Raw genomic sequence first — 21,534 nt, forward strand, 5'->3', positions numbered from 1 at the left:
GCTTCACATGTGTTTTTCAGTAGCTTGCAAGTTGGTTGAATCGTGTATGTTTAGCAACGTGGCGTTACCAGCTCGCGCCGAATTTCCGTTCGGCGTCAACGGCTTTGCTGCTAGCATTCAAGTAACTTATTAATAGTCCGATACGTAACTCGCGTGTCGGGAACAAAGGGCATGGGAATACTTGACGCACTTTTGGGTCGCAAGCACCCCCCCCTGATTGGCCTGGATATCAGTTCATCCAGCGTCAAGCTGGTGGAGCTGAGCCAGACCAAGAGCGGTGAATTCGTGCTCGAGCGTTTTGCCAGCGAGCCCTTCGAGAAGGGCTGGATTGCTGACGGCCAGATCGAGAAGTTCGACGAGGTAGCCGACGCGGTCCGCCGTGTCGTTGCGCGCAGCGGCAGCAGGACCCGCGACGCCGCCCTGGCCATGCCGCAGTCGGCCGTCATCACCAAGAAGATCATGTTGCCCGCCGGCTTGCGCGAGGAAGAACTCGAATTGCAGGTCGAGGCCGAGGCCAACCAGTACATCCCGTTCTCGCTGGACGAGGTCAGCCTGGACTTCTGCGTCATCGGCCCCAGCCCCACGTCGGTGGGTGATGTCGAGGTGCTGATCGCCGCCTCGCGCAAGGATCGCGTGCAGGACCGCCAGGGCCTAGCTGAAGCGGCAGGCCTGCGTCCCGTGGTGCTGGACATTGAGTCGCACGCCTCGCGCATGGCCATGGGCCGCTTGATCGCTGCCCTGCCCAATGAAGGCAAGGATGCGCTCGTTGCGCTGTTCGAGATCGGCGCCGACACCACCAGCCTCAAGGTGCTGCGCGACGACGAACTGCTCTACGACCGGGACCAGTCTTTTGGCGGATCCCAGCTGACACAGCTCATCTCAAGGCAGTACGGTTTCTCCTTCGAAGAGGCCGAGCAGAAGAAGCTCGCCAACGAACTGCCCGAGGATTACGAGAGCAGCGTGCTCAACCCCTTCGTCGACAGCCTGTCTCAGGAAATCGGTCGGGCGCTGCAGTATTTCTTCACCAGCACGCCGCATCACAAGGTGCACTACGTGATGCTGGCCGGCGGCACGGCCACTCTGCCCGGTCTGAAGGAGCGGGTGACGGACCTGACGGGCTTCGCCTGCATGGTGGTCAATCCCTTCGAGAACATGGCCATGGGCTCGGCCGTGCGCGAGCCCAAGCTGCGTCGTGAGGCGCCGTCCTATCTGACCGCCTGCGGCCTCGCGATGCGGAGGTTCTTCCAGTGATCCTGATCAACCTGCTGCCTTACCGCGAAGAGCGGCGCAAGCGGCGCAAGGCTGCCTTCTTCGCCGGCCTGGGCTTTGCTGGCCTGGTGGGCGCCGGCCTTATCGTGGCGGCCTATCTGATGCTGCAGTTCCTGACTGCGGAACAACAGTCGCACAACCAGTACATTCAGGGGCAGATCACGCTGCTCGAAGCCCAGATCAAGGACATCGCCGACCTGAAGGCCGAGATCGAGTCGTTGAAGGCGCGCCAGCGCGCCGTCGAGGACCTGCAAACCGATCGCAACACGCCGGTGCAACTGCTCAATGATCTGGCCCGGCTCGCGCCCGAAGGCATCTATCTGACGGCCATCAAGCAGGACGCTAAGCTCGTCACCATCAGCGGCATTGCCCAGACGAACGAGCGCGTGTCCGAGTTCCTGCGCAATGTGTCGCGCAGCTCGGAATGGCTGGAGAAGCCCGATCTCATCGAAGTCAAGCTGGCCAATGTCACGACCAACACGCGTGACCAGCGGCGCCTGCTGGACTTCTCGATGAAGGTCTCGATCAAGACCCCGCCGCGCGAGGCTGCGCCGGGTGCCGCAGCGCCGAAGAAGAGCTGATCGTCCATGGCCACCTCCACATCCAAGTTCGACCTGAACGCCTGGTTCGCCGATGTTGCGAGCCAGTTCCAGGGCCTCAATCCCAAGGAGCCCGGCCAGTGGCCGCTGCTGCCCAAGCTCGCAGCCTCGCTGGTCGTGATGCTGGCCGTTGCCATCGCCGGCTATGTCTTCGTGCTGTCCGACGTACAGGCGGGCCTGGAGGCAGAGCGCGACCGTGAACCGCAGCTGCGCCAGGACTATCACAACAAGCTGGGCCAGGCCGTCAACCTGCCCGAACTGCGCAAGCAGAAGAGCCAGGTCGAGGAATACGTGACCCAGCTTGAGAAGCAGTTGCCCGGCAAGGCGGAAATCGATTCCCTGCTGTCCGACATCAGCAGCGCCGGCGTCGGGCGCGGCCTGCAGTTTGAGCTGTTCCGGCCCGGCCAGGTGCTGATCAAGGACTACTACGCCGAGTTGCCGATCGCGGTCAAGGTGTCGGGCCGCTATCACGACATCGGCGCCTTCGCGGCCGACGTGTCGAATCTGTCGCGCATCGTCACCTTGCACAACCTCGCGGTCGTCGCGCCCAGCGGCCCGCGCGACGCGAACGGCCCCCTCAGCATGGAGGCCACGGCGCGCACCTATCGCTACCTGGACGCCACTGAAGTCGCCGAGCAGAAGAAGGCCGCGACCAAGACGGCGGGAGGCAAGAAATGAAGCGCCTGCTGATGCCCCTCGCCGTGCTGCTGCCGCTGGCCGGTTGCGGCAGCGACATGGATGAGCTGCGCCAATGGATGGAGCAGGAGCGCAAGGAAGCCAAGACCACCGTCACGCCGCTGCTGCCACCCAAGAAATTCCTGCCCCAGCCGTATGAGTCGGCGGCCGGCGTGGATCCCTACAGCCCGCAGAAGCTCAGCGTCGCGATCAAGCAGGAAGCCGCTCAGCCGAATTCCCTGCTGACGGCCGAGATCAGCCGTCGCAAGGAGCCGCTGGAAGCCTATCCGCTGGACGGCATGGCCATGGTGGGCAGCCTGACGCGCGACAACCGTCGTTATGCGCTGTTGCGCGTCGACAACCTGTTGTATCAAGTCAAGGCCGGGGACTACCTCGGCCAGAACTTCGGCCGCATCACCAAGATCAGCGAGACCGAGATCACGTTGCGAGAAGTCGTCCAGGACGCTGCGGGCGAGTGGATCGAGCGCACCAGTACCCTCCAGCTACAGGAGAAGGGACGATGAACAAGACACCGCAGGAGAATAAGTCGATGGGCCGTGGCTGGTTGGTGGGATTCGCACTCACGTTGCTGGCCGCGCCGGCGGCTTGGGCACAGACGCAGATACGCTCGATCAACACCAGCCAGCAGGCGGGTGTGGAGGTCGTGCGGATCGAACTGAGCGAGCCCTTGCCGGCCCTGCCGACCGGCTTCACGATCCAGGCGCCGCCGCGCATCGCCATCGATCTGCCGGGCGTCACGAACGGCGTCGGTCGCAACCAGATCGACATCAACCAGGGAAATCTGCGCTCGGCCAATGTGGCGCAGGCGGGGGAACGCTCCCGCATCGTGCTGAACCTGCGCCATGCCTCGGGCTACACGGCCAAGCTGGAGGGCAGTGCACTGGTCATCGTCCTCGACCCGGCGCCCGTGCAGCCCTTGCCCCAGGCCCAAGCTCCCGGCGAACCCGTCCATTTCGCACAGAGCCTGAACGCCGCACCTCAGCCGCTGCGCGACATCGACTTCCGTCGCGGCGCGGACGATGCGGGCCGCGTCATCGTCAACCTGCCCAGCAACCAGGTCGGCGTCGACATCCAGCAGCAGGGCCATAGCCTGGTGGTCGAGTTCCTGCGTTCCAGCCTGCCGGAGAACCTGCGTCGCAAGATCGATGTGGTCGATTTCGGCACCCCTGTGCAAACCATCACCACGAGCCAGGTCGGTGATCGGGTGCGCATGCTGGTCGAACCCAAGGGCAACTGGGAACACAGCGCCTACCAAAGCGACAACCAGTTCGTCCTGGAGGTCAGGCCGCAGAAGGTCGATCCGAACAAGCTGACCCAGGGGCCCGGCTACGCGGGTGACAAGCTGTCGCTGAACTTCCAGAACATCGAAGTCCGGGCACTGCTGCAGGTCATTGCCGACTTCACCAACTTCAACGTCGTCACCAGCGATACCGTGACCGGCAGCGTCACGCTGCGCCTGAAGGACGTGCCCTGGGATCAAGCGCTGGACATCATCATGCAGGCCAAGGGCCTGGGCCTGAGGAAGTCCGGCAACGTGCTGTGGATCGCGCCCAAGGAAGAGCTCGCCACCAAGGAGAGGCTGGACCTTGAGGCCAAGGCGGCCATCGCTCAGCTCGAACCATTGCGCACCCAGTCCTTCCAGCTCAACTATGTGAAGGCCGAGGACCTTGCCAAGGGCCTGACGGGTCAGGGCGCCACGTCATCCAGCAGCGGCGGTTCCAGCAGTGGTGGCAGCGGTACCGGTACCGGCACGCGCATTCTTTCGGCGCGTGGCAGTGTCATCTTCGAGCCTCGCACCAACCAGCTCTTCGTCTCGGACGTCCCGAGCAAGCTCGAAGAGATCCAGGCCATGATCGCCAAGATCGATATCCCGGTGCGCCAGGTGCTGATCGAGGCGCGCATCGTCGAGGCCAACGACAAGTTCGGCCGCTCGTTGGGCGTCAAGCTCGGCGCCAACGATCTGCGCGGGCAGCAGGGGGGCATCCCGGGCTATAGCGTCGGTGGCGGCAACTATGTGACCATTGGCGGCAACTACAACGGCATCGGCTCCCAGACCAACCAAGGGGTCGCGGCCAATTACAACAACACCCAGTTCGTCAACCTGCCGGCGAACACGTCGTCCGACGCGTTCAGCGGCGGCACGGCAACCCAGGTCGCGCTGTCGCTGTTCAGTGCCACCGCCAACCGCTTCCTGAACCTTGAGCTGTCGGCGCTTGAATCCGACGGCAAGGGCAAGGTCGTGTCCAGCCCGCGCGTCATCACGGCCGACCAGGTCAAGGCCCTCATCGAGCAGGGTGAGGAACTGCCTTATCAGGTGGCCACGGCCAGTGGTGCGACCTCCATCGCATTCCGCAAGGCCAACCTCAAGCTGGAGGTCACGCCGCAGATCACGCCTGAAGGCAGCGTCATCCTGAACGTGGACGTCAACAAGGACAGCCGCGGTACGTTGACGCCCCAGGGCTATGCGATCAATACCAAGCATGTTCAGACGCAGGTGCTGGTCGAGAACGGCGGTACGGTCGTCATCGGCGGCATCTACACCCAGGACGAGGGCGAGACCGTCAACAAGGTACCGCTGCTGGGCGATGTGCCTTTCCTGGGCAACCTGTTCAAGAACAAGACCCGCACGACCTCCAAGACCGAGCTGTTGATCTTCCTGACGCCCAAGGTGGTCAGTGAGCGGTCGACGGTGCGCTGAGGATTCACCGAATTGACGATGTGTCAGCTGCGCTGGCTACACACGGGAGTGAGCAGAGATGTTGAAGTTTGATGTTTGGAGCCGGACTGCGGTCCGCGCGTTGTTGGGTGGTGTGCTGGCAGCAGCGCTCACGGCCTGTGGCGGTGGCGGTGGAAGCGCCGGAACACCGGTCTTCGATCCCCCGGCATCCACCCCGTCGGGCGCGGCGAGCGCCGTGGCGGCTGACCTGGTTGTCGTGCTGAACAAGTCCACGTTGACGAACACGGGGGCCGACTCCATCACGGCGACGGTGACGTCCATCGACACCAACCGCGCCGCGGTCGGCAACGTGCCGGTCACCCTTTCCGTCAATGCCAATGCAGTGGTGTCGACAAATAACGCGACAGCGACCAATGCCGGCGGCCAGCTGACGGCCACGATCACCCAGGGCTCGGACACTTCGGTTCGCCCCGTGACGTTGACCGTGACCTCGGGCACTATTACGCGGGCGGTGACCTTCAATGTCGTCCAGCAGTCTTCAACCAACAATCCTCAGGCCAATGACCTGACGCTGACGCTGAGCGCGAGCAATATCAATAACTCGGGCAGCGCAACGATCACCGCCACGGCTACCGCAGTGGACGGCAATAGAAACGCCTTGCAGGGCATTCCCGTGCAGTTGTCGGTGTCTGATGCCAGTGCCTTCCTCATCTCACCTTCCAGTCAGACCAATGCCAGTGGCCAAGTGACGGGCTCGATCAACATCGGCCAGGATCGCTCCAATCGCACCGTCACGGTGATTGCAACCAGTGGTGCGCTCACCCGCACCGCGGCTTTCCAGATCACGGGTGCACACTTTTCGCAGGCGAGTGCGGTGCCGGCCGTCGCTCCCGCAGGGAGCACGGACAACAAAGTGCAGTACTTGCTCACCGATGTGAACAGCAACCCGATGGTGGGTGTGCCGATCAGCGTTTCCGGCAGTGGAATTGCCAGCGCTTCAGGCAAGACCGACTTGAACGGGGCTTATAACTTCAGCTACACGGCGCCGAACGCGCCCGGAACCAACCTTGCGATCAAAGCCGTTGCGGGTGGCGTCGAGTCGACGGTGACGGTGACCATCCCTGGCGGTGGCAGCAGCACGGTACCCGCGGCGGCCACGCCGGTGTCCAAGACGCTGAACCTGTCTGCGGACGTAGTGACGGTCAACACCGGCACGACCAGCAATCAGGTGACCATCAACGCGTTTTTCCGGGACGGCGCCAATGCGCCCGTCCCCAATGTTCGCGTGTTGTTTGGCGTGACGGGTGACAACCAGACAGGTACCGTGGGCGCGCTCAAGAACACCGTGCTTTCCGATCAGTCTGGAACGGCGTCAACGACTTATTCGCCCGGCGCGGTCAGCAGCCCCACGAACGGCGTCACCATTCAGGCGTGCTGGAAAACCACCGATTTCCTGGCATCCGACACGGTCGCGAATTGTGTTGCGGCTGGCGGTCAAATGCTGACGACGACGCTGACGATTGTTGCGAACCCAGTGTCGATCTCGATTGGTACGGACAACACGATTCTTGATGGTCCCTCGGGCCTGACGTATGTGAAGAAGTACGTGGTGCTTGTTGTGGATTCCGCTGGCAATCCCAAGTCAGACGTGCAGATCACACCTTCAATCGATCTGGGCGGATTCGGTAAAGGGTCGTTCCTATACGATGTGTTGTTGAAGTTGTGGGTTCGCGACGATAGCGTGCTCATTCCGGAGGTTATAAACAACGTTCCTACAGGACGGATGCTTTTCAGCAGCACGCTGCTGGCAACGTGCCCGAACGAGGACCTGAATCGAAATGGCGTCATTGACACCAGCAGCGGTGGGGTCAGTGAAGACGTCAATGGCAACAAGCAACTCGACCCGCGCAAGTCAGACGTCGCGATCGCCTTGACGGGTTCGACCAAGACCGATGCCAATGGGGTGGCAGTCCTTCAGCTTGAATATCCGAAGAGCTTGGGGAGCTGGGTCCGGTACAAGATCACCGTGACCGCAGCAGGCGTATTGAGCCCGCCAGCCTATTACCCGCTCGGAGTTCCAGTCTCTCTGCCGTCTCTTCCGGTGGATGGCTTCAACTCCGCCACGCCCGGGACGCTGGCTGCAGCTATAGAGTCGTATCTCAGCACCTATGTCTGGCTGCCTGTGGCTACGAGTGATCTTTCGGTCCAGACGCAGCCGCCGGCTTTTGTTTTCAGCCCTTATGGGAAGAACGCGGATTGCAAGACGAGCAATTAGCGTGATCGCCCTCGTCGGCATGCCCGGCGGTGGCAAATCCACCGTCGGCAAACAATTGGCACGCCAGATCGGCGTGCCTTTTGTCGACTCCGACCATGAAATCGAGCAGCGCATCGGCGGCAGCATCAAGCTGTTCTTCGAGCGCCATGGTGAGGACGCTTTTCGAGACCTTGAGACCGAGGTCATCGCCGAGCTGATCGCACGTCCCGGCGACCGCGTGCTGGCCACCGGCGGCGGCGCGGTGCTGAGAGAGCGCAATCGCGAACTGCTGCATGGCGGTGCGACGGTGCTCTACCTTCGCTCCACGCCCGAGGACCTGTTCCGGCGTCTGCGCCACGACACCACGCGGCCGCTGCTACAGGTGCGCGACCCGCTGGCCAAGCTGCGCGAACTCCACCACCAGCGCGACCCGCTCTACCGCCGCTGCGCGCACTATGTGCTGGAAAGCGCGCGACCTTCGGTGCATGCCCTCGTCAACATGGCGCTGATGCAGCTGGAGCTGGCGGGCCTGCTGGACCCGACTCGCGTCGCGGCCACCGTGGGAGCCGAACCGCTTTGACGGCGCCTTGACGGGAGGCGGAGGGCCGCTTGCGAGGTGCCTCTTACACTTGGCTGCATGCCTGCCACCGATACCGTCCGCATTCAGCTCCCTGACGATCGCAACTACGAGATCCGCATTGGTTCAGGCCTGCTGGACGCGCCTGCCAGCTGGCAGCAACTGCCCAAGGCAGCGACGGCTGTCATTGTCAGCAACGAGACCGTGGCGCCGCTGTACGCCGCTCGCCTGCGTGAACGCCTGCTGGCGGTCTACGGTCGCGTCGATCTGGTCGTATTGTCGGATGGCGAGCAGCACAAGGATTGGGACAGCCTGAACCGCATCTGCGACCACCTGCTCGGCCAGGCCCTGGACCGCAAGACCGTGCTGTTCGCGCTGGGCGGCGGCGTCATCGGCGACATGACCGGTTTCGCGGCGGCCATCTACATGCGCGGCGTGCCCTTCGTACAGGTGCCCACCACATTGCTGGCTCAGGTCGACTCGTCGGTCGGCGGCAAGACGGCGATCAACCATCCGTTGGGCAAGAACATGCTCGGCGCCTTCTACCAGCCCGCGCGCGTCATCGCCGACCTGGACACCCTGGACAGCCTGCCGGACCGCGAATTGCGCGCTGGCCTGGCCGAGGTGATCAAGTACGGCCCGATCGCTGACGCCGGTTTCCTGTGCTGGATCGAGGACAACCTCGACGCGATGCTGGCGCGTGACAAGGCCGTGCTCGGCTATGCGGTGCGGCGCAGTTGCGAGATCAAGGCCGACGTGGTGGGCCAGGACGAGCGCGAGCAGGGCCTGCGCGCCATCCTGAACTTCGGCCACACCATCGGCCATGCCATCGAAGCGGGCCTCGGCTATGGTGCGTGGCTGCATGGCGAAGCCGTCGCCTGCGGCATGGTGCTGGCGGCCGACCTGTCGCAGCGCATGGGGCTGATGCCGGCCGGCTTCGTCGAGCGCCTGCGCAGTCTGATCGAGAGGGCAGGGCTGCCGGTGCAACCACCCAAGCTTGGCGCCGAACGCTATCTGTCGCTGATGCGCGTGGACAAGAAGGCGGAGGCGGGTGAGATCCGCTTCGTCCTCATCGAGGCGCTCGGCCGAGCCGGCCTGCACTCGGTGCCAGACGCACGCATCGTGGAAACACTGGCAGCGTACGGAGCGGCCTGAGATGTCGACGCCGCGTCCGGCCTACGCCGCTGACCCGGCGCGCAGCCGCGGCCGCCGCCTGCCCGAGCCGCCCGCACCCACGCGCAGCGAATTTCAGCGCGACCGCGACCGCATCATCCACAGCACGGCGTTTCGCCGCCTCGTCTACAAGACCCAGGTCTTCCTCAACCACGAGGGCGATCTGTTCCGCACGCGGCTGACACATTCTCTGGAAGTGGCCCAGCTCGGCCGGTCCATCGCACGCAGCCTGGGCCTGGACGAAGACCTGGTCGAGGCCGTGGCCCTGGCCCATGACCTCGGCCACACGCCGTTCGGCCATGCGGGCCAGGACGTGCTGGACGAGTGCATGCGCGCCCATGGCGGCTTCGAGCACAACCTGCAATCACTGCGTGTCGTCGATCAACTGGAGCAGCGCTATCCGGATTTCGACGGCCTCAACCTGTGCTTCGAGACGCGCGAGGGCATCCTCAAGCACTGCTCGCGACGGCATGCCGAACTCATCGAGGCCGTTGAACCTGACGGCATCGCGACCCGCTTCCTGCATGGCGGCCAGCCCAGCCTGGAGGCCCAGCTCTGCAATCTGGCCGACGAGGTGGCCTACAACGCGCACGACGTTGACGATGGCGTGCGCTCGGGCCTGATCGAGCTGGAGCAACTGCTGGATGTCGAGCTGGTGCGGGAGCATTGGCGGGCGTCGCTGGATGCGCATCCGGGCCTGGCCGGCAAGCGCCTGCTGTTCGAGACCATCCGCCGCATGCTGTCGGCTCAGGTCTACGACATCATCGACGCCACGCGTGCGGCGCTGGACGAAGCGGCACCCAGCGACGTCGATGCTGTGCGCCGGGCCGACAAGCCCTTGCTGCGCTTCAGCCCGGAGATGCGCATCAAGAGCACGGCGCTCAAGCGCTTCCTCTTCGCCAACCTCTACCGCCACCCGCAGGTGCAATCCACGCGCAGCCGCGCCGAGCAGGTGCTGCGCGACCTCTTTGCGGCCTATTCGTCCGATGCGACGCAGATGCCGGCGGACTTCGCCGAGCGCGCCGATCGTGAACGAGCCTGTGCTGACTACATTGCCGGCATGACCGACCGGTTCGCCATTCGCGAGCATCAGCGGTTGACGGGCAAGACGCTTTTCTGACGTCACTCCACAAAATGGGGTCGGAGTCGATTATTCTGGCTGCTCCTGCCGAGGCCGTTGTGCCGACAAGGATGCATTCATGGCCCGTCTACCTCGATTGATCCTGCCGGGTCAGCCTCACCACGTCATCCTGCGCGGCAACAACCGCCAGGCCATCTTCTTCAGCGATCACGACCGCCAGCAGATGCTGGTCACATTGACCGAGGTCGCGGCTCAGTATGGGGTGGCCGTCCATGCCTACGTGCTGATGGACAACCACCTTCACCTGCTGCTGACGCCGCCCGCTGCGGACGCTCTCAGTCGCATGATGCAAGCGCTCGGCCGCCGCTACGTGGCCTGGTTCAACACCCGTCATCAGCGCAGCGGCACGCTCTGGGAAGGTCGGTTCAGGGCAGGCTTGGTCGAGGGCGAACGGCATCTGCTGGCCTGCATCCGCTACATCGAATTGAATCCGGTGCGTGCAGGGCTGTGCCAGGACGCGGCGCAATGGCCCTGGTCCAGCGCCGCTCACCACCTCGGCCTGAACCGCAGCGCGCTGGTCACGGAGCATGAACTGTATTGGTCACTGGGCAACACACCCTTCGAGCGCGAGCATGCCTATCGCGAGTTGATGGACCAGGGTGTCACCCTGCAGGAGCAAGCGCAGTTCACTGAGGCCGTGTTGCGGGGGCGGCCAGTGGGCGGCGCAACATTCCTGAAGGCGCTGGGCGACACCCACCCGAAAGTCGCACTCAAACGGCCGCGCGGACGGCCGCGCAAAACGCCACTGGCATCGTCGGAAACCAAGCCAACCGGAGTGGCGTGACTATGACCCCATTTATTTAACTTCACCACGTCGATGGGGAATTAATTGACTCTGACCCTAATTTAATCAAGTTGCCGCAAATGCTGCACTGCATTACGCTCCCGCCCTGTTGTGTTCCAGGAGGGCGCCATGAGCCACGCCGCGCAGATTCAAGCCGAGATCCAAGACCTAGCCGAGCACGGGCTCTACCGGCCGGGCAATGAGAAAGACGCCTGCGGCCTCGGGTTCGTGGCACACATCAAAGGCCACAAGGCGCACCACATCGTCCAGCAGGGCCTGAAGATCCTCGAGAACCTGGACCACCGCGGTGCAGTGGGTGCCGACAAGCTGATGGGCGACGGTGCCGGCATCCTGATCCAGATCCCGGACGAGTACTACCGCGCCGAGATGGCCAAGCAGGGCATCAACCTGCCGCCGCCCGGCGAGTACGGCGTCGGCATGATCTTCCTGCCCAAGGAAGCTGCCTCGCGCCTGGCCTGCGAGCAGGAGCTCGCCCGCGCCATCAAGGCCGAAGGCCAGGTGCTGATCGGCTGGCGCGACGTGCCGGTGGACCGTGACATGCCCATGTCGCCCACGGTGCGCGAGAAGGAGCCGGTGATCCGCCAGATCTTCATCGGCCGTGGCACTGACATCATCGTCCCCGACGCGCTGGAGCGGAAGCTCTACGTCATCCGCAAGACGGCCTCCAGCGCCATCCAGGCCTTGAAGCTCACGCACAGCCGCGAGTACTACGTGCCCAGCATGAGCTGCCGCACGGTCATCTACAAGGGTCTGCTGCTGGCCGACCAGGTCGGCAAGTACTACCTGGACCTGGCCGACCCGCGCGTCGTCTCGGCCATCGCGCTAGTGCACCAGCGCTTCTCGACCAACACCTTCCCCGAGTGGCCGCTGGCCCACCCCTACCGCATGGTCTGCCACAACGGCGAGATCAACACGGTCAAGGGCAACTTCAACTGGATGCGCGCCCGCGAAGGCGTCATGAAGTCGCCCGTGCTGGGCGACGACCTGAAGAAGCTCTACCCCATCAGCTTCGAGCACCAGTCCGACACGGCCACCTTTGACAACGCCATCGAGCTGCTGACGATGAGCGGCTACCCGCTCGCCCACGCGGCCATGATGATGATCCCGGAAGCCTGGGAGCAGCACGAAGGCATGGACGAACGCCGCCGTGCCTTCTACGAGTACCACGCCGCCATGATGGAGCCGTGGGACGGCCCCGCCGCGATGGCCTTCACCGACGGCCGCCAGGTCTGTGCCGCGCTGGACAGAAACGGTCTGCGGCCTGCTCGTTATTGCATCACCGACGACGACCTCGTCGTCATGGCCTCCGAGTCCGGCGTGCTGCCCATCCCCGAGGCCAAGATCGTCAAGAAGTGGCGTCTGCAGCCCGGCAAGATGTTCCTCATCGACCTGGAGCAGGGCCGCATCGTCGACGACGAGGAACTGAAGAACCAGTTCGCCAACGCACGCCCGTACCGCCAGTGGATCGAGAACGTTCGCGTCAAGCTGGACGACATCGCCGTGCCCGACACGGCCCGCCCCGGCTTCACGACGACGTTGCTGGACCGCCAGCAGGCCTTCGGCACCACGCAGGAAGACATCAAGTTCCTGCTCGCCCCCATGGCCGCCAATGGCGAGGAGGGCATCGGCTCCATGGGCAACGACTCGCCGCTCGCGGTGCTGTCGGGCAAGAACAAGCCGCTCTACAACTACTTCAAGCAGCTCTTTGCCCAGGTCACGAACCCGCCGATCGACCCGATCCGCGAGAACATCGTGATGTCGCTGAACAGCTTCATCGGCCCGAAGCCGAACCTGCTGGACATCAACGCCATCAACCCGCCGATGCGCCTGGAAGTCAGCCAGCCCATCCTCGACTTCGACGACATGGCGCGCCTGCGCGGCATCGAGAAGCCCACCAACGGCAAGTTCAAGCCCAGTGAGCTGGACATCACCTACCCGCGTGACTGGGGCCGCGCCGGCGTGGAAGCGCAGCTCGCCTCGCTGTGCGCCTCGGCGGTTGACGCCATCAAGACCGGTCACAACATCCTCATCATCACGGACCGCCATCTGAGCCAGGACCGCATCGCGATTCCCGCGCTGCTGGCCCTGTCCGCCGTCCACCACCATCTGGTGCGTGAAGGCCTGCGCACGACGGCCGGCCTGGTCGTCGAGACCGGCACCGCCCGCGAGGTGCACCACTTCGCCGTGCTGGCCGGGTATGGCGCCGAAGCCGTCCACCCCTACCTCGCGCTGGAAACGCTCGAGGCCATGAAGGACGAGCTGCCGCCCAAGCTGACCGCCGAACAGGCCCGCTACAACTACATCAAGGCCGTGGGCAAGGGTCTGTCCAAGATCATGTCCAAGATGGGCATCTCGACCTATATGTCCTACTGCGGCGCGCAGATCTTCGAGGCCATCGGCCTGAAGCCGGACTTCGTCGAGAAGTACTTCCGCGGCACCGCCACGCAGGTGGGCGGCATCGGCGTGTTCGAGGTGGCCGAGGAGGCCATCCGCATGCATGAGGCGGCCTTCAGCGACGACCCGCTGCTGGACAGCATGCTGGAGACCGGCGGCGAGTACGCCTGGCGCACCCGTGGCGAAGAGCATATGTGGACGCCCGACGCCATCGCCAAGCTGCAGCACGCGGCGCGCTCGGGCAAGTTCGAGACCTACAAGGATTACGCTCAGCTCATCAACGACCAGAGCAAGCGCCACATGACGCTGCGCGGCCTGTTCGAGTTCAAGTTCGACCCGACCAAGGCCGTGCCGCTGGAAGAGGTCGAGTCGGCTGCCGACATCGTCAAGCGCTTCGCCACCGGTGCCATGTCGCTGGGCTCCATCTCCACCGAGGCCCACGCCACGCTGGCCGTGGCGATGAACCGCATCGGCGGCAAGAGCAACACGGGTGAGGGCGGCGAAGACCCGGCCCGCTACCGCAACGAGCTCAAGGGCATCAAGATCACCGCTGGTACCAAGATCAGTGACGTGATCGACGGCAAGGTCATCGCCGTCGACTACGAGCTGAAGGAAAACGACAGCCTGCGCTCCAAGATCAAGCAGGTGGCCTCGGGCCGCTTCGGCGTGACGACCGAGTACCTGGTCAGCGCCGACCAGATCCAGATCAAGATGGCCCAGGGCGCCAAGCCCGGCGAGGGCGGCCAGCTGCCCGGCGGCAAGGTGTCCGAGTACATCGGCATGCTGCGCCACTCGGTGCCGGGCGTGGGCCTCATCAGCCCGCCGCCCCACCACGACATCTATTCCATCGAGGACCTGGCCCAGCTCATCCACGACCTGAAGAACGTCAACCCCAAGGCGGACGTGTCGGTCAAGCTGGTGTCCGAAGTGGGCGTGGGCACGGTGGCCACGGGCGTGGCCAAGTGCAAGGCCGACCACATCGTCATCGCCGGCCATGACGGCGGCACGGGCGCGTCGCCATGGAGCTCCATCAAGCACTGCGGCACGCCCTGGGAGCTGGGCCTGGCCGAGGCGCAGCAGACCCTGGTGCTGAACCGCCTGCGCGGCCGCGTGCGCGTGCAGGCCGACGGCCAGATGAAGACCGGCCGCGACGTCGTCATCGGCGCGCTGCTGGGCGCCGACGAGTTCGGCTTCGCCACCGCACCGCTGGTGGCCGAGGGCTGCATCATGATGCGCAAGTGCCACCTGAACACCTGCCCTGTGGGTGTGGCCACGCAGGACCCGGTGCTGCGCAAGAAGTTCACCGGCCGCCCCGAGCACGTCGTCAACTACTTCTTCTTCGTTGCCGAGGAAGCGCGCCAGATCATGGCCCAGCTGGGCGTGCGCAAGTTCGACGAACTGATTGGTCGCAGTGATTGGCTGGACACCAAGAAGGCCGTCTCGCACTGGAAGGCCAAGGGCCTGGACTTCGCCCGCATCTTCCACCGCCCCAACGTCCCGGCCGACGTGGCCCGCATCCACAACGATGTGCAGGACCATGGCCTGGAGCGCGCACTGGACGTCAAGCTGATCGAGAAGTGCCTGCCCGCCTTCGAGAAGGGCGAGAAGGTGCAGTTCATGCAGGAGGTCAGCAACGTGCGCCGCTCGGTGGGTGCACGCCTGTCCGGCGAGCTGATCCGCCGCAAGCCCGAGGGCCTGCCCGACCACACCATCTTCATCCAGATGGAAGGCACCGGCGGCCAGAGCTTCGGCGCCTTCCTGGCGCATGGCATCACCTTCTACCTGATCGGTGACGCCAACGACTACACCGGCAAGGGCATGTCGGGCGGCCGCATCGTCGTGCGCCCCAGCATCGACTTCCGCGGCGACGCGACCAAGAACATCATCGTCGGCAACACCGCGCTGTATGGCGCGACGCGCGGCGAGGCCTTCTTCCGTGGCGTCGCCGGCGAGCGCTTCGCGGTGCGCCTGTCGGGCGCCACGGCCGTCGTCGAGGGCACGGGCGACCATGGCTGCGAGTACATGACCGGCGGCACCGTCGCCGTGCTCGGCAAGACCGGCCGCAACTTCGCAGCCGGCATGAGCGGCGGCATCGCCTACGTGTTTGATGAGGACGGCCACTTCGCCAAGCGCTGCAACACCAGCATGGTGTCGCTGGAGAAGCTCGCCACGGCGCAGGAGCAGGAAGCCAGCGTCGACAAGGCCATCTGGCACCGCACCAAGGGTGTCGACGGCGTGGACCGCGAGGCCCAGACCGACGAGGCCATCCTGAAGAAGCTGCTTGAGGACCACCACCGCTGGACCGGCAGCCAGCGCGCCCGCGACATCCTCGACCACTGGGCCGAATCGCGCGGCAAGTTCATCAAGGTGTTCCCGAACGAATACCGCCGCGCGCTGGGCGAGATCAACGCCGCCAAGGAAGCCGCACAAACCATCGCTCAGGCCAAGGCGCCTGAAGCCGTCACCGCCAAGGCCTGAGGAGAGGGAGCATGGGAAAAGTCACCGGCTTCATGGAATACGAGCGTCTGGAAGAGGGCTACGAGCCCGCGCCCGCCCGCGTCAAGAACTACAAGGAATTCGTCATCGGCCTGAACGTCGAGCAGGCCAAGCAGCAGGGCGCGCGCTGCATGGACTGCGGCACGCCGTTCTGCAACAGCGGATGCCCGGTCAACAACGTCATCCCGGACTTCAACGACCTGGTCTACAAGGGCCGGCCGGAGGACTGGAAGAACGCCATCGTCGTGCTGCACAGCACCAACAACTTCCCCGAGTTCACCGGCCGCATCTGCCCCGCGCCCTGCGAGGCGGCCTGCACGCTGAACGTCAATGACGACGCGGTGGGCATCAAGTCCATCGAGCACGCCATCATTGACCGCGCCTGGGCCGAGGGCTGGGTCACGGCCCAGCCGGCCAAGGTGCGGACCGGCAAGAAGGTGGCCGTCGTTGGCGCCGGCCCGGCCGGTCTCGCGGCGGCGCAGCAGCTGGCCCGCGTCGGCCATAGCGTCACCGTCTTCGAGAAGAACGACCGAGTCGGCGGCCTGCTGCGCTACGGCATCCCGGACTTCAAGATGGAGAAGTCCCACATCGACCGCCGCGTCGAGCAGATGAAGGCCGAGGGCGTCGAGTTCCGCACCGGCGTGATGGTCGCCGCCCTGCCCGAAGGCAGCAAGGTCACCAACTGGGCCAAGGAAACGATCAGCGCCGACGAGCTGAAGAGCCAGTTCGACGCCATCGTGCTGACCGGCGGCGCCGAGCAGTCGCGCGACCTGCCCGTGCCGGGCCGGGAGCTGTCCGGCGTGCACTTCGCGATGGAATTCCTACCGCAGCAGAACAAGATCAACGCCGGCGACAAGCTGAAGAACCAGTTGCGCGCCGACGGCAAGCACGTCATCGTCATCGGTGGCGGCGACACCGGCAGCGATTGCGTCGGAACGAGCAACCGCCACGGCGCCAAGAGCGTCACGCAGTTCGAGCTGTTGCCCCAGCCGCCCGAAGTGGAAGATCGCCCGCTGACCTGGCCCTACTGGCCGATCAAGCTGCGCACCTCGTCCAGCCATGAAGAAGGTTGCGAGCGCGAGTTCGCCATCGCCACCAAGGAATTCATCGGTGAGAAGGGCAAGCTGACCGGCGTCAAGACCGTGCGCCTGCAATGGCAGGGCGGCAAGATGACCGAGGTCGAAGGCAGCGAGCAGATCCTCAAGGCCGACATGGCCTTCCTGGCGATGGGCTTCGTGTCGCCGGTCGCCACCATCCTGGAGGCCTTCGGCGTCGACAAGGATGCGCGTGGCAACGGCAAGGCCTCGACCGAAGGTGCCAGCGCCTACAAGACCAATGTCGACAAGGTCTTCGCCGCCGGCGACATGCGCCGCGGCCAGAGCCTGGTGGTGTGGGCCATCCGCGAAGGCCGCCAGGCCGCGCGTGCGGTGGATGAATACCTGATGGGTTCGACGACGCTGCCGCGCTGACAGCGCCCCTGGGCCCACATGCAACAAGGCCGCCCGAGGGCGGCCTTGTCTTGTGCGGCAAAGGTCAGTTATTGACCTGGATTTCGCGCCAGTTCAGGCGTTGCAAGCCGAGATTGGCCGGCTTGCGCGTGTCGACCTTTTCAACCGGCTGGCAGTTGTTGCCTGTGCAGTTGTCCTTGCCTGCGAGCAGCACGGACTTGCCGACACCGTTGATGTTGACGCTGTAGAAGGTCAAGTCGATGACGACGCCATCCGTCTTGCTGACGTAGCAGCTCGAGCCACCGCCAGTGAGGCCGCAGTAGCCCGAACCGAGGTCGATCGCATAGATGCGGCTGGTGCCGTTGGGTGCGCAGGCGTCGGTAGAGCTGGGGGATGTCGCCGCGAATGCGACGGTGCCATAGAACGAGGTCGGGTCGGACAGCACTCGCCAGCCCGGCCCCCCGGCTGAGACACCGAGATCCACATACCAGCCGAGCTGGGTGGTCAGATTCAGCGTGATCTTGGCGTTCAGATCGGTCAGCTGCAGCATGTTGGAGACCGTCAGCGGGAAGGTGATGCCCGCCGGCAGCGTCGAGGTTTGTCCCGTGATGGTGCCATCCACGTCAAAAGCCGCGTTCGAGCCATCGATGATCGCGAAGAAGCGTTGTGCCTGAGTGTTGTTCAGATCGGTGGCATCCAGCAGCCGACCAGTACCCACGGTGATGTAGCGGCGGTTGGTGCCGGGCTGCACGACGGGAAGGGGCTTGCTCGTGATGGGCAGGGCGCTGCCATTGGACCCCACCAACCGGGCAAACTTGACGGGGGCGGGATAGGCGGTGGTGCCGGTGACATCAACGCGCCAGACGTTGCCCATCAGATCGCCGCCGTAGATCGCGTCGGCGTAGCCATCAGTCAGGTCCAGCACGAAGGCGTTGATGTGGGCCATGCCCGCCTGATTGCTTGCGGAGCAGGTGGCGCAATAGTTGTTGCCAGCCGAGGCCACGCTGGTGGTGGCAGCCACCTTTTGCAGCAACGCACCCGTGCGCGGGTCGATGAAGAAGAAGTAGGCGTGGCCATCGGCGTTGTTGTAGCCCGAGCCCACCACGACGGTCCAACCCCAGCGGCGCGTCTTGACGACCACCGGCTGACCGTAGACATAGCCCAGGTCGGCATCCGTGAACTCCCACAGCACCTTTTGAGCCGCGATCGCCTCGCTCGTGACCGAAGCGGGGTCGGTGACGTCGAGCGCGTACAGCGCCTTGCCACCCTTGCCCAGCCCGCCGACGAGAATGGTGCGCCAGTTGCTGGCGCCGACGCCGCCGCCGGTGCGGCCGAGGTCGACGTCAATGGTCAACGGCGTGGCGTCCACCATGAAGTGGTGGAGGAAGGTCGGATTGCCGATGGACGCCAGGCCGTCGGTACTGCCGGTGCCGCTCGGGCCGCTGAACAGGGCGCTGGGAAAGTAGGCCCAGATCTCCTTGCCCGGCGTGCTCGGATTGGTGTTGGGGAAGGTGCTCGTGGTCAGGCTGCCGTCCACCGCGTGAACCATGCCATCGTTGGATGCGACGTAGACCATGGGCGGTCGAGCAGCGTAGGTGGTCTTGAAGGTGTCGTAGCCGGGGTTGTTGGCGGCGGAGTAGGGCGCTGCCGGTGCAGCGACGGGGCGGGCCTTCGCATTGACGATGTCGCCCAGCAGCTTGGCACGATCCCGGTAGGCGTGCGTCGAGCCGACCGCCGCGGACGACACCTCGTTGGTGCGATCACCGCGCAGGTAGTTCAGGTAGTTGGCTGAATCGTTGCCGGAGACATAGGACGTGTCGAGGGCCGTCAATTGGGTCGCGGAAATGCCACTGGTGCCACCACCGCTGCGGAAGGGCACGCCGGCGCTGCCGTTGTAAGTGACGATCTTTCGCGCGGTGTTCCAGCCCGTGCCGGCGGCCTGCGTGTCCAGCACGGTGGCGAAGGTCCACTGGCTTTGCAGGCTCGGTTCGCCCGTCGTCGCGTTGAAGGTGGTCAGGCTGGCTTCAAGCTCGCCCGTCCAGCTCTTCGCATCGAACTTGGTGGAGTAGGAGGCAACGCCGAGCGCCGAGACCTGGGGCAGGGCTGTCGAGAATGACGTCGAATAGGCAGAGAGCTGGGAAGCGATGCTGGAGAAGGTCTTGTTCAGGCCTGCCACCATCTGATCGGCCTGTGCGGCCGTGTAGTAGTTGTCGGGACGCGGCGAGCCGTCCGGCAGGGTGTCGGTGGTCGTGGTCCACCACGTCTTCGTCGACGCGTTGCTGGCGAACTGGGAGGCCGTCGCTGTGGCGTCCGTATAGTTGCTGGGCGGCTTGAATCCGCCGTATTTGGCAGCCAGGTAGAACTGGTTGTTGGACTTGAAGGCCTGGTATTCCAGGACGTCCAGCCAGTAGGTCTGGATGGTCTGGACGCCGCTCTTGTCGGTGCGGATGTCGTTGATGTTGGACCAGTAGGCCAGGCCGGCCATCAGCGCGCCGTTGTTGGTGCAGCAACCGCCGTAGCCCTGGACGGACGCAAGCGAATTGCCCAGGCCTTGCAGCACGCCGACCCGGTTGGTCCAGTCCGTGGCGTTGACGTCCGTATCGTTGCTGACTTCGGCAGGCTTGGACGGCTCGGACGAGCCTGTTGCCCCCGGCAGGTTGCGGTCTGCGTGGGCGTTGACGTCGCCGATGCCGAGAATGAAGTTGCGCTGGCAGGAATACAGAACGGGATCATCCCAGGTCGTGATGACCGGGAAGCCGTCGGCATAGGTCGATTTGGTTGCTACATTGCCAGACATCGACGTCCACGCGGACACATTGCCGAGATTGCGGTAATAACGCTGCGCGGCGTAGTACAACTCGCCGACGGGGTCGTACATCTTGTAGGTGCTTGGCGTCGAGATTTCGCCGAACTTGTTGAGGTAGTTCATCACGCCGCTGTTGCTGATCGAGACGCCGAACTCGCTGTTCGTGGCGGCGGCATCTGTCGCATTGGGGTTCGTGACCATGACGCCGGTCGTTGCGTCCCACTCGGGGCCGTCCCCGTTGGCGACAGGGATGCCACCCGGCACCGGCTTCATCGGGCCGATGAACTTCTGCTTCGCACGCAGCACGCCGCCGTCCCGGCTGAGCGTGCTGTCATTGAGATAGCCGAATGCGCTGTAGCGGATCTTGTCCGAGTACTTCTGCATCAGCCCCGTCGGCTTGTACGAACTGGCACCGTACAGCGTGCACTTATCTTGTTCCAGCCCACCAGCGGAAGCGGACGAGTCACAAACTTTGACTCGGACGAAGACCTCGTAGAGCGTGCCATGGTTGTAGGCCGCGCCGGGGTTGTAGTGCGTGGCTGCATTGCCGTAGTTGGGGGACGGCATGCCGGAGGTCGCCGTCATAAAACGCATTTTGTTGCCGAGAGACCAGATCCGCGTGGCGATGCCGGTGGCGGTGGAAAACGGCGTGGCGCCACCTACGGTGGCAGTGGTGGAGACGCTGCTGTCAGGAAAGTTGCTGGTGCTGCCCTGGTTGCTGGCCCAGGCCTTTTCCAGCACGGTCAGCGTGGGCGTATCGATAACGCGGTAGCCCCCCGTCAGTGCCCAGCGGAAGGGGTCAATGGTCTGCATCGACGCCCAGTTCAGGTAGTTGCCGCTCCACTTGCTCGAGCAGGTGCGATTGGTGGCTGCTCCGTCCGGATAGAAATAGTTGTCCGTGTCGGTGCCATTCGTGTATCGATAGGCATAGCACTTGGCTGGGTCGAAGTAGCCAATGTAGGTATTGGCCGATGAGTAGGTGCGCGAGGGATGGGCCACGCTGATGGCCGTCGGATACTCCACCGACAATGCCAGCGCGAGGTTGCCCGGCACGTTGACGGACGTGAACACCGGTTGGTCCGACAGCGCGACCTGGGCAGACGACGTCACGGCAAGTGTCGCGAGGCTGGCTGTCAGCGCCAGACCGCGCACGAAGACAACAAGGCGGACTGCATTCATGGAAAACCTCAAAGCGCCCT

The 21,534-nt window shown here is 64.4% G+C and carries 13 protein-coding genes; 12 read left to right on the top strand and 1 reads right to left on the bottom strand.

Annotated features, from left to right (window positions below; translation table 11 throughout):
• Window positions 1-171: 171 nt before the first annotated feature.
• The 12 genes from ACXJLH_RS06585 (at window position 172) to ACXJLH_RS06640 (ending at window position 17,550) form a co-directional block, all read left to right on the top strand.
• Window positions 172-1,251, top strand: a complete 1,080-nt coding sequence (locus ACXJLH_RS06585) for a pilus assembly protein PilM (protein ID WP_056203284.1) — start codon at window positions 172-174, stop codon at window positions 1,249-1,251.
• Window positions 1,248-1,850: a PilN domain-containing protein gene (locus ACXJLH_RS06590; protein ID WP_457389100.1), complete on the top strand. Its 603-nt coding sequence runs from the start codon at window positions 1,248-1,250 to the stop codon at window positions 1,848-1,850. Before ACXJLH_RS06585 ends, ACXJLH_RS06590 begins: the two co-directional genes overlap by 4 nt.
• Before the next feature lie 6 nt (window positions 1,851-1,856).
• Window positions 1,857-2,546: a type 4a pilus biogenesis protein PilO gene (locus ACXJLH_RS06595; protein ID WP_457389099.1), complete on the top strand. Its 690-nt coding sequence runs from the start codon at window positions 1,857-1,859 to the stop codon at window positions 2,544-2,546.
• Window positions 2,543-3,067: a pilus assembly protein PilP gene (locus ACXJLH_RS06600; RefSeq protein WP_057296912.1), complete on the top strand. Its 525-nt coding sequence runs from the start codon at window positions 2,543-2,545 to the stop codon at window positions 3,065-3,067. The genes ACXJLH_RS06595 and ACXJLH_RS06600 overlap by 4 nt, the downstream gene beginning before the upstream one ends.
• The gene (gene pilQ, locus ACXJLH_RS06605; RefSeq protein ID WP_457443051.1) at window positions 3,064-5,262 is read left to right on the top strand and encodes a type IV pilus secretin PilQ; all 2,199 of its coding nucleotides are present in this window, start codon (window positions 3,064-3,066) and stop codon (window positions 5,260-5,262) included. Before ACXJLH_RS06600 ends, pilQ begins: the two co-directional genes overlap by 4 nt.
• 58 nt (window positions 5,263-5,320) lie before the next feature.
• Complete coding sequence (locus ACXJLH_RS06610) at window positions 5,321-7,516, top strand: hypothetical protein (RefSeq protein ID WP_457443053.1); 2,196 nt, start codon at window positions 5,321-5,323, stop codon at window positions 7,514-7,516.
• Window positions 7,482-8,075 (top strand): shikimate kinase, encoded by a 594-nt coding sequence (locus tag ACXJLH_RS06615; RefSeq protein WP_457443055.1) that lies wholly within the window; start codon window positions 7,482-7,484, stop codon window positions 8,073-8,075. Before ACXJLH_RS06610 ends, ACXJLH_RS06615 begins: the two co-directional genes overlap by 35 nt.
• A gap of 57 nt (window positions 8,076-8,132) precedes the next feature.
• A complete protein-coding gene (gene aroB / locus ACXJLH_RS06620; RefSeq protein ID WP_457443057.1) occupies window positions 8,133-9,227 on the top strand; it encodes a 3-dehydroquinate synthase in 1,095 nt (364 codons plus the stop codon).
• Window position 9,228: 1 nt separating this feature from the next.
• On the top strand, window positions 9,229-10,365 hold the full coding sequence (locus ACXJLH_RS06625) for a deoxyguanosinetriphosphate triphosphohydrolase (RefSeq protein WP_457443059.1): 1,137 nt from the start codon (window positions 9,229-9,231) through the stop codon (window positions 10,363-10,365).
• 79 nt (window positions 10,366-10,444) lie between these two features.
• On the top strand, window positions 10,445-11,170 hold the full coding sequence (locus ACXJLH_RS06630; RefSeq protein WP_056203306.1) for an REP-associated tyrosine transposase: 726 nt from the start codon (window positions 10,445-10,447) through the stop codon (window positions 11,168-11,170).
• Between the two features lie 129 nt (window positions 11,171-11,299).
• Complete coding sequence (locus ACXJLH_RS06635; RefSeq protein WP_056203634.1) at window positions 11,300-16,063, top strand: glutamate synthase-related protein; 4,764 nt, start codon at window positions 11,300-11,302, stop codon at window positions 16,061-16,063.
• A gap of 11 nt (window positions 16,064-16,074) precedes the next feature.
• The gene (locus ACXJLH_RS06640) at window positions 16,075-17,550 is read left to right on the top strand and encodes a glutamate synthase subunit beta (RefSeq protein WP_457443061.1); all 1,476 of its coding nucleotides are present in this window, start codon (window positions 16,075-16,077) and stop codon (window positions 17,548-17,550) included.
• 64 nt (window positions 17,551-17,614) lie between these two features.
• Here the strand turns inward: ACXJLH_RS06640 and ACXJLH_RS06645 are convergent, their stop codons facing one another.
• Entirely contained in the window at window positions 17,615-21,514 is a 3,900-nt protein-coding gene (locus tag ACXJLH_RS06645; protein WP_457443063.1) for a pilus assembly protein, read from the bottom strand.
• Window positions 21,515-21,534 lie beyond the last annotated feature (20 nt).

This window comes from Roseateles sp. P5_E4 (assembly GCF_054049255.1).

Bases quoted from the DNA above. Each gene is read 5' to 3' on its own strand.
- ACXJLH_RS06630 (WP_056203306.1), top strand. From the start codon at position 10,445: ATGGCCCGTCTACCTCGATTGATCCTGCCGGGTCAGCCTCACCACGTC.
- ACXJLH_RS06625 (WP_457443059.1), top strand. From the start codon at position 9,229: ATGTCGACGCCGCGTCCGGCCTACGCCGCTGACCCGGCGCGCAGCCGC.
- ACXJLH_RS06615 (WP_457443055.1), top strand. From the start codon at position 7,482: ATGGGAAGAACGCGGATTGCAAGACGAGCAATTAGCGTGATCGCCCTC.
- ACXJLH_RS06640 (WP_457443061.1), top strand. From the start codon at position 16,075: ATGGGAAAAGTCACCGGCTTCATGGAATACGAGCGTCTGGAAGAGGGC.
- ACXJLH_RS06645 (WP_457443063.1), bottom strand. From the start codon at position 21,514: ATGAATGCAGTCCGCCTTGTTGTCTTCGTGCGCGGTCTGGCGCTGACA.
- pilQ (WP_457443051.1), top strand. From the start codon at position 3,064: ATGAACAAGACACCGCAGGAGAATAAGTCGATGGGCCGTGGCTGGTTG.
- ACXJLH_RS06610 (WP_457443053.1), top strand. From the start codon at position 5,321: ATGTTGAAGTTTGATGTTTGGAGCCGGACTGCGGTCCGCGCGTTGTTG.
- aroB (WP_457443057.1), top strand. From the start codon at position 8,133: ATGCCTGCCACCGATACCGTCCGCATTCAGCTCCCTGACGATCGCAAC.
- ACXJLH_RS06600 (WP_057296912.1), top strand. From the start codon at position 2,543: ATGAAGCGCCTGCTGATGCCCCTCGCCGTGCTGCTGCCGCTGGCCGGT.
- ACXJLH_RS06585 (WP_056203284.1), top strand. From the start codon at position 172: ATGGGAATACTTGACGCACTTTTGGGTCGCAAGCACCCCCCCCTGATT.
- ACXJLH_RS06635 (WP_056203634.1), top strand. From the start codon at position 11,300: ATGAGCCACGCCGCGCAGATTCAAGCCGAGATCCAAGACCTAGCCGAG.
- ACXJLH_RS06595 (WP_457389099.1), top strand. From the start codon at position 1,857: ATGGCCACCTCCACATCCAAGTTCGACCTGAACGCCTGGTTCGCCGAT.